Here is a 14,704-nt window from a genome sequence, read left to right as displayed (position 1 = left end):
CTCGTGTTTGCCACGTCACGGTATAGCGTGCACTGTGGCTACCATCAGAAGGTATCTACCTGTTGGTAGTATACGCAACGTTAGACGTTTCTTTGCGTCTCCAACGCTTCCCAGCGCTCAAAACACACTTCCAACTCTTGCTCCGCTTCTGCCAGTGCGTTGAGAACATTCTGCGTTTCATCGCGCGAACGCGTAAAGAAATCGGCATCGTTCATTTGCGCTTGTAACGCCGCGATGGACTGCTCCAACTGCTCCAGTTTCTCAGGCAGTTGTTCCAGTTCGCGCTGCTGGTTATAACTGAGTTTACCGGTTTGACGTTTAGCGCTGGTTGCGCTCTGGGCTGTCTCTTTGCTCTTTGCGGATTTTTCCGCCGCCGCAGGCTGAGATTTACGCAGCGGCATGGCTTCAGCACGCTGTTGCTGCGCATCATAATAACCGCCTACATAGCGGTTAATACGCCCATCCCCTTCGAAAATCCAGCACTCCGTGACCGAGTTATCGACAAACTGACGGTCGTGACTCACCAGCAGCACAGTACCTTGATAGCTATCGATCAGTTCTTCCAGCAACTCCAGCGTTTCCACATCCAGATCGTTGGTCGGTTCGTCAAGGATCAGCAGGTTGCTGGGTTTAAGGAACAATCGCGCCAGCAGCAGTCGGTTACGTTCACCGCCCGAAAGGGCTTTTACCGGCGTCATTGCCCGTTTAGGGTGGAACAAGAAATCTTGCAGGTAGCCCAGCACATGGCGAGAACGGCCATTCACCATCACTTCCTGTTTGCCTTCGGCCAGGTTATCCATCACGGTACGCTCAGGATCGAGCTCCGCGCGGTGCTGGTCGAAATAGGCCACTTCGAGCTTGGTGCCGCAATGGACGCGGCCGTGCGACGCTTGCAGGGAGCCCAACATCAGTTTCAGCAGCGTGGTTTTGCCGCAGCCGTTTGGCCCCACCAGCGCTATCTTGTCACTACGCAGCACCTGAGCAGAGAATCCCTGCACCAAATTTTTATCACCGATATGATAATCGACGTTTTCCAGCTCAAACACGATCTTGCCGGAACGCGCCGCTTCTTCCACCTGCATTTTGGCTAAGCCCATCACTTCGCGACGCTGTGAACGTTCCTGACGCATCGCCTTGAGCGCACGCACACGGCCTTCGTTACGCGTGCGACGCGCCTTGATACCCTGACGGATCCACACCTCTTCCTGCGCCAGTTTGCGATCGAACTCGGCATTTTGCAGATCTTCCACCCGTAACGCTTCTTCTTTGCCCAGCAGATACTTATCGTAATTGCCAGGCCAGGAGACCAGTTTACCGCGATCGAGATCGACAATACGTGTCGCCATGTTGCGAATAAAGGAACGGTCATGGGAGATGAAAACGATGCTGCCCTGAAACGTTTTGAGGAAACCTTCCAGCCAGTCGATGGTTTCGATATCCAGGTGGTTGGTTGGCTCATCAAGCAGCAACACTTTCGGCCCGCTGACCAATGCGCGGCCTAGCGCAGCCTTGCGTAGCCAGCCACCCGAGAGTGAGGACAATGGCGCATCTGCTGTCAGTCCCAATTGGTCCAACACGTCGTGGATGCGATTTTCCAATTGCCACAGACCTTGGGTTTCCAACGTTTCCTGCAGCACCGCCAACAGATTGAGGTTCTTGTCGCTGGGATCCTGTTCGACCAGGCGCAAAGCTTCGTGATAGCGTTTCAGGTAATCGGCCTGCTCGGCCACGCCTTCCGCCACAAAGTCAAATACGCTACCCGCTACGTCACGCGGCGGGTCCTGCTGCAAGCGGGAAACAATCAGATCTTGTTCATAAACAATACGCCCATCATCCAACCGCACTTCGCGCGCCAGAATTTTCAACAGGGTCGATTTCCCCGAACCGTTACGCCCCACCAGACAGACGCGTTCATTTTCTTCAATGTGCAGTTCGGTGTTATCAAGTAAAGGCGCATCGCTGAACGACAGCCAGGCATCCGAGACGCTAATTAATGACATGACTTACTTTTCCTCGCCCGCGTGTCGCAGCAGCCAGCAGTTGTGGATCTGACTATTGCGGGCAAAATCTAATGAAAGGGTTTTTTCGCTGATCTCCGTGGCGTGAAGCCCAAGGGCTGCAATACCCGCCAGATCCATCTGGAAACCGCGTTTGTTATTGGAAAACAGAATGGTACCGCCGCGACGCAGCATACGTTGCAAATCTTTCATCAGCGCCAGATGGTCGCGTTGCACGTCAAAGGCATCGGCCATGCGCTTCGAGTTTGAGAACGTGGGCGGATCGATGAAAATCAGATCGAACTGCTCGTGCGTTTCCTGCATCCAAGTCACGCAATCTGCCTGAATGAGACGATGATGACGACCCGCCAGGCCATTGCTGCTCAGGTTTTTCTCTGCCCATTCCAGATAGGTACGTGACATATCCACCGTGGTAGTACTGCGCGCTCCGCCCAGCCCCGCGTGGACGCTGGCCGTGCCGGTATAGGCAAACAGGTTCAGGAAGTCTTTTCCTTTACTCATCTCACCCAGCATCTTGCGCGCGATACGGTGATCAAGAAACAGCCCGGTATCCAGATAATCGGTCAGATTCACCCACAGCTTGGCGTTATACTCCTGCATCAGCAGAAAATCGCCCTTCTGCGCCAGTTTTTCATACTGACTTTTGCCCTTTTGCCGCTCGCGGGTTTTTAACACCAAACGGTTGGCGGGCAGTTCTAACACGTGCAACGTCGCGTTGATGATATCAAACACGCGCTGGCGCGCTTTTTGAGGATCGATGGTTTTCGGCGGCGCGTATTCCTGTACCACGACCCAGCTGCCATAGCGATCGATAGCCACATTGTATTCCGGCAGGTCGGCGTCATACAGGCGATAGCATTCTATACCTTGCTGCTTAGCCCATTTTTCCAGTTTACGGCAGTTTTTGCGCAGGCGGTTGGCAAAATCCGGTGCCACTTCAACGCTGACACGCGGCGCAGTGGCTTCACCCACCGAGGCCTCAGGCGCAGCGCTGATACGGTAGTTTTTCTGTACGCAATCCAGCGGTCCATTTTTGGCCTTAAACTGACGTTCAGCGCGCAACGGCAGGCTGGTTAACAGTTCTGGTGACGCACTGAACAGCGACAGCGTCCAGCCACCAAACTCACTTTTCAGCTTACGGCCCAGCATATTGTGCAAGGCAATCAGCGCGGGCTCACTCTCCAAACGTTCACCGTAAGGCGGGTTACTGAGCACCGTGCCTGTCGGCCCTTGCGGCAACGGATTGCGCAGTTGCACCGCGTCCTGTACTGAGAGGGTTATCAATTCGCTGACACCGGCGCGGCGCGCATTGGCGCGCGCCAGCTCAATCACCCGGCTATCGTTATCTGAACCGTAAAAACGGGAGGTGGTGGTTTGCAGGCCTCGTTGGGCTCTCACCTGAGCCTCAGCCACCACGTCACGCCACAGCTCGGCATTATGGTTCAGCCAGGCGCTGAATCCCCAGTGATGACGGCGCAAGCCCGGTGCGCGATCGGCGGCCATCATGGCAGCCTCAATCAGCAGCGTACCAGAACCGCACAACGGATCGATCATTGGCGTACCGGGTTGCCAACCCGAGCGCTGCACAATGGCCGCGGCCAGTTTTTCTTTCAACGGCGCAGCGCCAGTGCCTTCACGGTAGCCGCGCTGGTGCAAGCCTTCACCACTGAGATCCAACGCAATGCTGGCCGTTTCGCGTTGCAGAAACACATTGATGCGAATATCCGGTTGCTGTTTAGCCACATTGGGGCGCTGACCAGTTTTACGCACGAAGCTGTCGACGATGGCATCTTTTACTTTCTGCGCGCCGTACTGTGAATTACGGATTTCGTCGTTAGTGCCGGTAAAGTGGACCACAAAGGCGCTGTCAACCGAGAACACCGAGGTCCAGTCAACCGCCTGAACGCCGAGGTAGAGATCGAGATCGCTGTAGACCTTGCATTCACGGAGCGGCAATAAGATACGTGATGCCAGGCGACTCCACAGCAAGCTGTGATACATCAAACGGTCGTCACCCTGAAAATGCACGCCGCCTTGAACCAGGCTGAATTCCTGCGCACCTAACGCTTCAAGTTCACTTTTAAGCAGTTCTTCCAGACCACGCGCCGTGCTGGCAAACAGAGAATTCATAATACGACGACCACCAAGGTAAAAGTGTAGACCCAGACGACTTCAGGTTGCAGGAAAGCAGTAAGTGGTTCGGGGATCCCACACAGCCAGCGCACGTGCAATTTGAAGTATCACGGGTGTAAAACATAAAATTGAGGCGCATTATAGCTAATCCCAGCGACTTGTCATAAAGTTGCCGCGTTAAATACCTTTGAACAGATAGGCACTCTTGATGATTGGTGTTTCCCAACTGTACGTTCATCCGGTCAAATCCTTGCGCGGCTTGCAACTTTCCCATGCGTTGGCAACGCCCAGAGGTCTGGCGTATGACCGTTCATTTATGGTGACGGAACCCGATGGGAGCTTTATCACTGCGCGCCAGTTTCCCGAAATGGTGCTATTTACACCGGCCTTGCTGCCTGATGGCCTGTTTCTCACCGCGCCTGACGGCGCTCAGGCGTTAGTACGCTATACGGATTTCGCCCACACGCCGCAGCCTACTGAGGTCTGGGGCACACATTTTTCTGCCTGCATCGCGCTGTAGTGGTCAACTAAATTTGGCCACCCTACCTGACTGTTGATGGAACAGCCGTTCTGATTCATTTGGTGTTAACCCACCGTTATACCAGTGAGGTCTGACATCGCTATAATAATGGGTTATGTGGCGAATAATGGATGATTGAGCAGTACTAAAGCTTTGGTAGCCAGTCGTTGGCACCCATTCAGTCTTCAGACTACGGAAGAATCGCTCCATCGGACTATTATCCCAACAATTTCCTCTGCGACTCATACTTTGGGTCATCTGATAACGCCACAATGCCTGCCTATACTGACGACTGGTGTAATGGCTTCCTTGGTCACTATGAAACATGACTTGTTTGGGATGCCCACGCAGTTCCCAAGCCATTTGTAGTGCTTTGGCTGTTAATTCTGAATCTGGCGAAAACGACATTGCCCAACCCACGGGTTTTCGGGCAAATAAATCTAATATAGCTAAACGACTTAATTTTGATTACATTATTTAAATGAGCTATTCAATTGATTTTAGACGTAAAGTGATATCTACACGGAAAAACGAAGGGTTGAGTATCCGAGAAACAGCGAAGCAATTTCGGATTGGCCCTGCCTCTGTATCGCGTTGGATTAATCAAATAGAGTCAAAAGCATCGACCACGCGTCAGCGAAAGATCGATAAATCCGAGTTGATAAAAGATGTTGAACAATATCCAGATGCTTACCAAAAAGAACGTGCAGAGCGTTTTGGCGTTTGTCAGAAGGCCATTTGGCAAGCGCTTAAAAAGCTGGGATTGACCTATAAAAAAAACTCTACGTCATCCGAAAGCCGACGAAAACGCCCGGCAGGGATTTCAACAAAAAAAACAACAGTATGAAAAAGAAGGTAAACCTATTGTTTTTATTGATGAAAGTGGTTTTTCACACGATGCCCCACGGACTCACGGCTATTCCCCAAAAGGTCAACGGTGTTTTGGCCTGAAGAACTGGGGAGCTAGGGGAAGAACAAATGTTATCGGCGCTTTATTAGGCACAACGCTGTTTGCTATCGGATTATTTGATATCAATATTAACAGCGATGTTTTCTATGCCTGGGTCACACAAGTCCTTATCCCAGTACTCCCTAAAAACAGTGTAATCATGATGGACAATGCCACTTTTCACAAAAAACATAATATTCAACAAGTCATCATCGATGCAGGGTATATGGTGGAGTATTTGCCTACATATTCGCCAGATCTTAACCCAATTGAGCATAAATGGGCACAAGCAAAAAGCAAAAAAAGAGAGATGGGTTGCGATACAGAGAGTTTGTTCTCAGTCCATATGGTGTAATCAAAATTAAGTCGCTTGGCTATACCACCGCCAGATACGCCCATCGGTCGCCTGTCCAAATATAGGTTACATCGCCGCACCAAACCTGGTCAGGCTTGGTAACAGCGAACTGCCTATTGAGCAGATTTGGAATATCAATACGTTCATTTCCACCGCGGTTGTATTGATGTTTTCTTGTTTGGCAACTAACGAGGGTTAATTCTTTCATCAACTTACCCGCTAACCACCGCCCAAGTTTCACGTCGTGTGTATTGGTAACCATCGTGGCGATAGTCCTTGCGCCCGCAGACCCGCCACTAACGTTCCACGCTTCGCTGACCAGGCTACGTTTTATCGTCCGCTCAATATCTGGCTCCTTAGGTCGACACCAATAGCGATAACTGCTTCGGTGAACATTAAAAATACGACACAACGCTTTCACTGGATAAAGCGCTCTTAGCTTTTCAACTACCGAGAATTTTTCAGTGAGTCGGACATTAAGAGCGCAGTAGCCTTTTTTAAGATGGCATTCTCCATTTCCAGTCGGTGGATTTTTTTCTTCATTTCTCTGAACTCAATTTGTTCAGGTGTTAATGGCAGACCAGGCGATGTTTTCCCTTGACGTTCTAAACGAAGGGCTCTTACCCACCGGCTAATCGCTGAAAGACTGACGTTCATGGCTTTCGCGGCTTCCTGGTAGGTATAATTTTGGTCAAGGACTAATTTGGCGGTTTCACATTTAAATTCAGCAGTAATTATTTTACTCATTTTGGCACCTATAAAAATTATGAGGTAAGCATATCACCTCTACTTAGGTGGCCAAATTCAGTATGCCACTACAGACCGGCGCTGATGCCTTCGCGGAAGACAGTTGGCAGACGCTGCGCATCGGCGAGGTGACCTTCGACGTTGTCAAACCGTGCAGCCGCTGCGTATTGACCACTGTGAGCACAGAGCGCGGGCGCAAACATCCCGCGGGAGAGCCGCTCGCCACTCTGCAAGCCTTCCGCACGGCGGAAAACGGTGACGTGGATTTTGGTCAGAATATGGTGGCGCGTCAAAGCGGTATCATTCGCGTAGGCGATAGCGTCGAGGTGCTGGCAACCAAGCCCGCGCGTCGCTATAGCCAAGCGACTTAATTTTGATTACACCATATGGACTGAGAACAAACTCTCTGTATCGCAACCCATCTCTCTTTTTTTGCTTTTTGCTTGTGCCCATTTATGCTCAATTGGGTTAAGATCTGGCGAATATGTAGGCAAATACTCCACCATATACCCTGCATCGATGATGAATTGTTGAATATTATGTTTTTTGTGAAAAGTGGCATTGTCCATCATGATTACACTGTTTTTAGGGAGTACTGGGATAAGGACTTGTGTGACCCAGGCATAGAAAACATCGCTGTTAATATTGATATCAAATAATCCGATAGCAAACAGCGTTGTGCCTAATAAAGCGCCGATAACATTTGTTCTTCCCCTAGCTCCCCAGTTCTTCAGGCCAAAACACCGTTGACCTTTTGGGGAATAGCCGTGAGTCCGTGGGGCATCGTGTGAAAAACCACTTTCATCAATAAAAACAATAGGTTTACCTTCTTTTTCATACTGTTGTTTTTTTTGTTGAAATCCCTGCCGGGCGTTTTCGTCGGCTTTCGGATGACGTAGAGTTTTTTTTATAGGTCAATCCCAGCTTTTTAAGCGCTTGCCAAATGGCCTTCTGACAAACGCCAAAACGCTCTGCACGTTCTTTTTGGTAAGCATCTGGATATTGTTCAACATCTTTTATCAACTCGGATTTATCGATCTTTCGCTGACGCGTGGTCGATGCTTTTGACTCTATTTGATTAATCCAACGCGATACAGAGGCAGGGCCAATCCGAAATTGCTTCGCTGTTTCTCGGATACTCAACCCTTCGTTTTTCCGTGTAGATATCACTTTACGTCTAAAATCAATTGAATAGCTCATTTAAATAATGTAATCAAAATTAAGTCGTTTAGCTATATGGTGCAGGAATTCCGGCCGCTACGCTGGAAGCGCCAGTTCAGGCGGAACAAGGCCTTTCCCTGCACTATCAGGGCAAAACGCTGTCAGGGAATAACCAGCAGATTTTGTTAGAGCAGCTAGAACAGCATGGCGTGCGCGTGCCCTATTCTTGCGGGGCGGGCGTGTGCGGTTGTTGCAAAACAACGCTGGTCAGCGGTGAGGTTTCGCCCTTAAAGCAAGGTGCGGTGCGTGAGGATGGTTCTATTCTGGCGTGCAGTTGCGTGCCACAGTTAGACCTGGTGCTAGCCTGACAAGAATCTTTCCCCTACACCACCTTGGCATAGGGGAAGGATGCCGATGGCATTGCCCCTGCCAACGCTCTCTGTTGGGGCAACAGGCGGTCATGCATGATTTTAATCGCTTCACCCAACTGCATGGTTTTGCCGTTGAGCGTCAACACCTCTCGTGCCAACACGCACAGACTGGCCTTTTCACCGCGATCCACCACCATAAGACAGGCAATTTCCTGGTTTTCTGCCAGCATGACCCACACGGCATCGCCCATTTGCGGTGCCTGCTGTTCATGGGGTTGCTGCGCAAAATACCAACTCTTTGGCATCAGGGGTTTTAAATAACGGTGAGCCACCAGCGCATTTAATACCAGCTCTGCCTGCAATTCATGCTGCAATGAAATAGGCTGGCATTTTTCCTGAAAGGTGAAAAATAATGCGGCGTCATCGACACAAAATGATACGGGGGCAAACGCATCTGGTGTTAGCATTTTGGCCGAAAAACGAGATCGAAATACCATGCCGTTGGCTAAATCCAGCATCATACGGTCGTGTTCCGCATCAAAATACCAGCGCCAATTGTCGTCAGGTTTTAACTGGCTTTGTTGAATAATTTAAGATACTGATTTATATAAGCATTATAAAATTTCAACGACTAATTTTTCCTCTCGGAATGCTTTTTATTGTGCTAACTATTTGATTTGTCGTTCTAACAAAATACATTCTCTGTAAATGCATTCTAACTAAAGAAGATGTAAATCAAACGGTTAAATTATTCAACAAAGCCGTTTTAACTTCATATTATCTACCTTCCCCTTGGGCTTTTCATCGACGCCATTGCGTCTACACACCACATACCATTGCCATCCTTGACAAGAAAACGGGTATATCCTTCATACGCTCGGCGAGGGTATTTCAGTAGCGTTTTCTGTAAAAAAGAAGATTAATTGCACAAACGAGTAAAATATAGACTAGCTGGGGGAATAAATAAACCCCCAACGAGAAATGATGTGATGAAAAGATTAAATATGGGTAATGATATCTTTAATCAGACGTGGCCCATGAAAAATAAAGCCGGAATATATCTGTACCAAGGAGGCTCCCGCCGCCATTTTTTCCCGTGCGGCCGTCAGTGAATCGACCCCGCCAACGCCAATAATCGGCAAACGGCCGTTCAATTCTTGCGCCAGACGACGAATAACTTCAGTGCTGCGCTGCTGTAATGGACGCCCGCTTAATCCACCGGTTTGCCCACAATGATTTAACCCCTGAATCAGGTCACGATTCAACGTGGTATTGGTGGCAATCACCCCATCAATGTTATGGCGCACCAAACTGTCAGTAATTTGGATCAATTCTTCTTCAGAAAGATCCGACGCGATCTTCACGGCGATCGGCACATATTTCTGGTACTGCTGATGCAGTGCTTCTTGTTTATTTTTAATCGCCTGCAACAGATCGTCCAACGCTTCGCCGTATTGCAGAGAACGTAATCCCGGCGTATTCGGTGAAGAGATATTGATCGCAATATATCCGGCGTGAGCATAGATCTTGTCCATGCAGATCAAATAGTCATCTTTACCCTGCTCAACGGGCGTGTCTTTATTCTTGCCGATATTAATTCCCAGCACACCGCCAAAACGGGATTTTTTTACGTTCTCGATCAGGTTATCAACGCCGTGGTTATTAAATCCCATGCGGTTAATTAACCCTTCTGCTTCCACAACGCGAAACAGACGCGGCTTATCATTCCCGGGCTGCGGACGCGGTGTTACCGTACCGACTTCAATATGACCAAAGCCCATTGCACCCAGCGCATCAATACAATCGCCATCTTTATCCAGACCGGCGGCTAAACCGAGTGGATTTTTAAAAGAGAGGCCCATGCAGGTAACAGGTTTGGTGTGAACAGATTGGCGAATAAGAAATTCAAACGGTGTATTAGACAGACGACGTAACTGCTGGAAGGTAAATTCGTGAGCCCGTTCTGGATCGAGCTGGAAAAGTGCCTTCTTGATTACGGGATAGAACATAGTGTCTCCTGAGATCCCAAAAGTCATGCATGCAAAAACAACAATAAAGCGGGTGACTTCCTGACGCACGGCGGGAAATGGTAATGAGATCGCGAGGGAAAGTAAAACACTTATCACAGAAAACAGGTTCCCGCTTGACGCGGGAACCTTGAGCACAGATTAGTGTTGCAGCGCCTTACTGATTTTTTCGAACAAATCGCCAGAGAGGTTATCCAGCGTTTTCAATTGCTCCAGTGAGTGGCGCATCAACGCCTGACGTGGTGCATCATAGCGTTTTAATCGAATCAGCGGCTCGATCAACCGAGCCGCTACCTGCGGATTGCGGGTATTGAGATCGCTGAGGATCTCGGTCAGGAAACGGTAGCCCTCTCCGTCTGCGGCATGAAACGCTGCCGGGTTGGCACTGGCAAACGCCCCGACTAACGCCCGCAGGCGATTGGGGTTATTCAAGCTGAAGGAACGATGGTTAAGCAACGTTCGCACCCGAGACAACACGTCGCTTGCCGGACTGCTGGCCTGCAAGGTAAACCATTTGTCCATCACCAGACCATCGGTGTGCCAGCGATCGTCAAATTGCGCCATCAACCTATCGCGCACCGGCAGTTGCGCACTGACTGCACTGGAAAGCGCCGCCAACGCATCCGTCATATTATCCGCCTGCTGATACTGCGCGCTTACCAGCGCATCCGCCTGCGTCGCTTCGCCAAATGCCAGATAATAGAGACAGGTGTTGCGCAGCGCGCGTTTGCCAATATCAGCATGTTCGATACGGTACTCTGCGGTGGCGTTAACGTGATACACCGCGAGCCACTCATCGGCCAACTCGGTAGCTAACGTGCGAACCATCGCCTCGCGCACCGCGGCAATAGCTAGTGGATCGATAATCTCAAACAGCTCTGTCATTTCGTTTTCACTGGGCAGGGTAAGAATTTGCGCCGCCAACATCGGGTCCAGCGCAGGATCCAACAACACCCCACGGAACGCATCGGCCAGATGCAGCGGCAATGAAAGCGGTTGGTGTTGCTGATAGCGCGCCACGTTGAGACGAATATGGTTTGCCAACAGACTTTGCGCCGCATCCCAACGCGAGAAATCATTACGCGCGTGGCGCATCAGGAAGGTCAGTTGCGCATCGCTCCAAGCATAATTGAGTTTAACCGGCGCAGAAAACTCCCTTAATAAAGAAGGGATCGGTTGACTCGGCACATTATCAAACACAAAGGTCTGCTCTGCTTCGGTCAAGTTCAGCACCGAATTGATCGGCTGGCCGGCGTATTGCAACGGAATGACTTTGCCCTGCTGATCGTACAACTCAATATCCAGCGGAATATGCAGCGGACGTTTTTCCTGACCGTCCTCGCCCACCGGCGTTTTTTGGCTAACCGACAGCAGATATTGCTGCGTTGCGGCATTATAGTCATCACGCACCGTCACCACTGGCGTACCCGACTGGCTGTACCACCGGCGGAACTGCGTCAAATCCACCCCCGAGGCATCTTCCATCGCCTGCACAAAATCATCACAGGTGGCCGCACTGCCATCATGGCGTTCAACATAAAGTCGCATGCCCGCCTGAAAGTTATCCTCACCCAGCAGCGTATGCATCATGCGGATCACTTCTGAACCCTTCTCGTAAACCGTCAGGGTATAGAAGTTGTTCATTTCGATCACCTGATCCGGGCGGATCGGGTGCGACATCGGGCTGGCATCTTCGGTAAACTGCGCACCGCGCATCACGCGCACGTTATCGATGCGGTTTACCGGGCACGACCCCAAATCGGAGCTGAACTCTTGATCGCGGAACACCGTCAGCCCTTCTTTTAAACTGAGCTGGAACCAGTCACGGCAAGTAATGCGGTTACCGGTCCAGTTGTGAAAATATTCGTGGCCGATCACCGCTTCAATATTCAGATAATCCTTATCGGTAGCCGTTTCCGCCTTAGCAAGCACGTATTTAGAGTTAAAGACATTGAGCCCCTTATTCTCCATCGCGCCCATATTAAAGAAGTCCACCGCAACGATCATATAGATGTCGAGGTCATACTCCAGGCCGAAACGGGTTTCATCCCACTTCATGGCATTTTGCAGAGAGGTCATCGCCCAGTCCGCGCGATCGAGGTTGCCGCGATCGACATACAACTCCAAGGCCACTTCGCGCCCGGAACGGGTGGTAAAGCTGTCGCTGAGCACATCGAAGTCCCCTGCCACCAGCGCGAACAGATAGCACGGTTTCGGGAACGGATCCTGCCACTCAACCCAGTATCGGCCATCGTCCAGGGTGCCCTGTGCGATGCGATTTCCGTTAGAGAGTAAATAAGGATAGCGAACCGGATCGGCGGTAATGCGCGTGGTAAAGCGCGCCAGTACATCGGGGCGATCCAGATAATAGGTGATGTGACGGAACCCTTCCGCTTCACACTGAGTACAAAGCGCAGCACCGGATTGGTATAACCCCTCCAGCGCGCTGTTGGCGGCAGGATTAATCTCGGTGACAATGCTGAGCGTGAAAGCGGCGGGCAGGTGCGTTAACACCACGCCATCATCCTCAACCTGATAGTGCGGCCAGTCCTGTCCATCCACTGTCAGGCTTAACAGCGTCAGCCCTTCACCGTCCAGTTTTAACGGCGTCCCCGCGTCTCCCTGCCGAACCACTTGGCTCACTGCCGTGACGTGCGTTTTTTGTGCATCCAGAACAAAATCAAGCGCGATATCGCTGATGGTATAGTCAGGTGCAAGGTAATCATGACGGTATTTTACTTGCGGCTGTTGATTCATAGGATGTTTACACCTCACTCTTTGCTTTGACAGTTCAGTTTATGCCTGTTACAACGATGTTGCCATCTTTAAGAGCCTATTGCAGTAGGCGTAATTGGCGTAGCCAGTTTGGTCACGGACAGCGCGCAGAAACCGGAGCGTACACGGAGTACGTGAGGTTTTCGATAACTGCCAAGGCCAAAATGGCAGGTAAAATAGCCCTAATGGGATAGGCGCTAAGTGAATGAGAATAATAACCATGCCAGAGCACGAATGGTCCTCTCTTTTCTGGTCGAATTATGATGTTATCTGGTGATAGCGACAACGCAGCGTGAATCAAGGTATACTCACCGAACGTTGCTGATGATTTTGATAGTGGAAACGCGTCTGACGAGGATGCTATAACGCATTATGACTTTACACCCTTCCCCGATTTTGAACTCATTGCTGGATACGGATGCGTACAAGCTTCATATGCAGCAAGCGGTGTTTCATCATTATTATGATGTGGACGTTACAGCGGAATTCCGCTGCCGCGGCGATGAGCTGTTAGGGAGTTATGCAGAGGCTATCACCGCGCAGATCGCGCTGATGAGCCAACTGTCACTCAGCGACGACGAGTTCGCTTACCTCTCTACGCTGCCTTTTTTTACCGCAGATTATTTACTGTGGCTACGTCATTTCCGCTTTAACCCGCAACAGATTACTGTGAGCAACCATCACGGCAAGCTGGATATTCGCATTCGCGGCCCGTGGCGCGAAGTGATTTTATGGGAAGTCCCCTTGCTCGCGGTGATCAGTGAAGTGGTACACCGCTCGCGTACCCCGGACGTTAGCGCCGTACACGCCGTGGCGCAGTTGCGTCGCACGCTGGCGCAGTTCCGTGAACGCAGTCAGGGTATCGATCTGAGCCATTTCAAACTGATGGATTTCGGCACCCGGCGTCGTTTCTCCCGCGATGTGCAACACGAGATCGTGAGCATGTTGCAGCAAGAGTTCCCCTATCTGATTGGTACCAGCAACTACGATCTGGCGCGCCGTTTAGGGCTGACGCCAGTGGGAACTCAGGCGCACGAATGGTTCCAAGCGCATCAGCAACTCGGTGCGTCATTGGCTAACAGCCAACGTGCCGCCCTGCACGCCTGGCTGTTGGAATACCCCGATCAGCTCGGTATCGCGCTGACGGATTGCATCACCATGGATGCGTTCCTGCGTGATTTCGATCTCGATTTCGCGAACGCTTACCAGGGCCTACGTCATGATTCCGGGGATCCGATCGATTGGGGCGAAAAGGCCATCGCGCATTATCAGCGCTTAGGCATTGACCCTATGAGCAAGACGCTGGTGTTTTCCGATAACCTGCATCTGGAAAAAGCGCTTACGCTCTATCGCCATTTTTCTCAGCGCATCAATCTGGTGTTTGGCATCGGCACGCGTTTGACCTGCAATATTCCGGGCGTTACACCGCTGAATATCGTCATCAAGCTGGTGGAGTGTAACGGTAGCCCGGTGGCGAAACTCTCCGATAGCCCTGGCAAGACAATCTGCCACGACGCCGCGTTTATTTCTGCGCTGCGCAAAGCCTTCGATCTGCCGCGCATCAGAAAAGCCAGCTAGTCTGTTCGACTGCTCAGTATTTAACCCAACGTTACCGGAATGCGCAAAACTTAGCGCATTCCGGTGATTT

General features: G+C 50.8%; 10 protein-coding genes and 5 pseudogenes. 6 read left to right on the top strand and 9 right to left on the bottom strand.

Annotated elements, in window-relative coordinates:
• Positions 1-80: 80 nt before the first annotated feature.
• On the bottom strand, positions 81-2,000 hold the full coding sequence (locus tag ACQGXV_RS27675; RefSeq protein WP_440863809.1) for an ABC transporter ATP-binding protein: 1,920 nt from the start codon (positions 1,998-2,000) through the stop codon (positions 81-83).
• Positions 2,001-2,003: 3 nt separating this feature from the next.
• Positions 2,004-4,148 (bottom strand): bifunctional 23S rRNA (guanine(2069)-N(7))-methyltransferase RlmK/23S rRNA (guanine(2445)-N(2))-methyltransferase RlmL, encoded by a 2,145-nt coding sequence (rlmKL, locus tag ACQGXV_RS27670; protein ID WP_440863808.1) that lies wholly within the window; start codon positions 4,146-4,148, stop codon positions 2,004-2,006.
• 211 nt (positions 4,149-4,359) lie between these two features.
• Here rlmKL and ACQGXV_RS27665 point away from each other — a divergent pair.
• Positions 4,360-4,665 (top strand): annotated as a pseudogene (locus tag ACQGXV_RS27665) (MOSC domain-containing protein); the annotation flags it as partial.
• A 9-nt stretch (positions 4,666-4,674) separates the two neighbouring features.
• Here ACQGXV_RS27665 and ACQGXV_RS27660 read toward each other — a convergent pair.
• Positions 4,675-5,118, bottom strand: a pseudogene (locus ACQGXV_RS27660) (IS3 family transposase); the annotation flags it as partial.
• 34 nt (positions 5,119-5,152) lie between these two features.
• Between ACQGXV_RS27660 and ACQGXV_RS27655 the strand changes: the two are divergent.
• Positions 5,153-5,518, top strand: coding sequence for an IS630 transposase-related protein (locus tag ACQGXV_RS27655; protein ID WP_440862584.1), 366 nt, complete (start codon positions 5,153-5,155; stop codon positions 5,516-5,518).
• The gene (locus ACQGXV_RS27650; RefSeq protein WP_440862665.1) at positions 5,442-5,975 is read left to right on the top strand and encodes an IS630 family transposase; all 534 of its coding nucleotides are present in this window, start codon (positions 5,442-5,444) and stop codon (positions 5,973-5,975) included. Before ACQGXV_RS27655 ends, ACQGXV_RS27650 begins: the two co-directional genes overlap by 77 nt.
• Before the next feature lie 22 nt (positions 5,976-5,997).
• Here the strand turns inward: ACQGXV_RS27650 and ACQGXV_RS27645 are convergent.
• Positions 5,998-6,722 (bottom strand): annotated as a pseudogene (locus ACQGXV_RS27645) (IS3 family transposase); the annotation flags it as partial.
• A gap of 74 nt (positions 6,723-6,796) precedes the next feature.
• Between ACQGXV_RS27645 and ACQGXV_RS27640 the strand changes: the two are divergent.
• A pseudogene (locus ACQGXV_RS27640) lies at positions 6,797-7,078 on the top strand (MOSC domain-containing protein); the annotation flags it as partial.
• A gap of 21 nt (positions 7,079-7,099) precedes the next feature.
• Here ACQGXV_RS27640 and ACQGXV_RS27635 read toward each other — a convergent pair.
• Together ACQGXV_RS27635 and ACQGXV_RS27630 are read right to left on the bottom strand one after the other, a co-directional pair.
• Complete coding sequence (locus ACQGXV_RS27635) at positions 7,100-7,633, bottom strand: IS630 family transposase (protein WP_440867641.1); 534 nt, start codon at positions 7,631-7,633, stop codon at positions 7,100-7,102.
• The gene (locus tag ACQGXV_RS27630; protein ID WP_440862584.1) at positions 7,557-7,922 is read right to left on the bottom strand and encodes an IS630 transposase-related protein; all 366 of its coding nucleotides are present in this window, start codon (positions 7,920-7,922) and stop codon (positions 7,557-7,559) included. Before ACQGXV_RS27630 ends, ACQGXV_RS27635 begins: the two co-directional genes overlap by 77 nt.
• Positions 7,923-8,014: 92 nt before the next feature.
• Between ACQGXV_RS27630 and ACQGXV_RS27625 the strand changes: the two are divergent.
• Positions 8,015-8,251 (top strand): annotated as a pseudogene (locus tag ACQGXV_RS27625) (2Fe-2S iron-sulfur cluster-binding protein); the annotation flags it as partial.
• Between the two features lie 14 nt (positions 8,252-8,265).
• On the opposite strand, the gene ACQGXV_RS27620 reads toward ACQGXV_RS27625, so the two are convergent.
• The 3 genes from ACQGXV_RS27620 to pepN all read right to left on the bottom strand — a co-directional run bounded on the left by ACQGXV_RS27620 (position 8,266) and on the right by pepN (position 13,038).
• Positions 8,266-8,841, bottom strand: coding sequence for a cell division protein ZapC (locus ACQGXV_RS27620; RefSeq protein ID WP_440867640.1), 576 nt, complete (start codon positions 8,839-8,841; stop codon positions 8,266-8,268).
• Between the two features lie 411 nt (positions 8,842-9,252).
• Positions 9,253-10,263 carry a quinone-dependent dihydroorotate dehydrogenase gene (gene pyrD, locus ACQGXV_RS27615; protein ID WP_440867639.1) on the bottom strand — a complete coding sequence of 337 codons (1,011 nt, stop codon included), beginning with the start codon at positions 10,261-10,263 and terminating at the stop codon, positions 9,253-9,255.
• 159 nt (positions 10,264-10,422) lie between these two features.
• Positions 10,423-13,038: an aminopeptidase N gene (pepN, locus tag ACQGXV_RS27610; RefSeq protein ID WP_440863807.1), complete on the bottom strand. Its 2,616-nt coding sequence runs from the start codon at positions 13,036-13,038 to the stop codon at positions 10,423-10,425.
• Positions 13,039-13,428: 390 nt separating this feature from the next.
• Between pepN and pncB the strand changes: the two genes are divergently transcribed.
• The gene (gene pncB, locus ACQGXV_RS27605) at positions 13,429-14,634 is read left to right on the top strand and encodes a nicotinate phosphoribosyltransferase (protein WP_440863806.1); all 1,206 of its coding nucleotides are present in this window, start codon (positions 13,429-13,431) and stop codon (positions 14,632-14,634) included.
• The last annotated feature ends 70 nt before the right edge of the window (positions 14,635-14,704 follow it).

It is taken from the genome of Symbiopectobacterium purcellii (assembly GCF_052050035.1).
GTDB lineage: Bacteria > Pseudomonadota > Gammaproteobacteria > Enterobacterales > Enterobacteriaceae > Symbiopectobacterium > Symbiopectobacterium purcellii_A.
The sequence above is the reverse complement of the archived record's forward strand: the minus strand, read 5'-3'. Positions and strand labels throughout refer to the sequence as shown.

Bases quoted from the DNA above. Each gene is read 5' to 3' on its own strand.
- ACQGXV_RS27630 (WP_440862584.1), bottom strand. From the start codon at position 7,922: ATGAGCTATTCAATTGATTTTAGACGTAAAGTGATATCTACACGGAAA.
- pyrD (WP_440867639.1), bottom strand. From the start codon at position 10,263: ATGTTCTATCCCGTAATCAAGAAGGCACTTTTCCAGCTCGATCCAGAA.
- rlmKL (WP_440863808.1), bottom strand. From the start codon at position 4,148: ATGAATTCTCTGTTTGCCAGCACGGCGCGTGGTCTGGAAGAACTGCTT.
- ACQGXV_RS27675 (WP_440863809.1), bottom strand. From the start codon at position 2,000: ATGTCATTAATTAGCGTCTCGGATGCCTGGCTGTCGTTCAGCGATGCG.
- pncB (WP_440863806.1), top strand. From the start codon at position 13,429: ATGACTTTACACCCTTCCCCGATTTTGAACTCATTGCTGGATACGGAT.
- ACQGXV_RS27655 (WP_440862584.1), top strand. From the start codon at position 5,153: ATGAGCTATTCAATTGATTTTAGACGTAAAGTGATATCTACACGGAAA.
- pepN (WP_440863807.1), bottom strand. From the start codon at position 13,038: ATGAATCAACAGCCGCAAGTAAAATACCGTCATGATTACCTTGCACCT.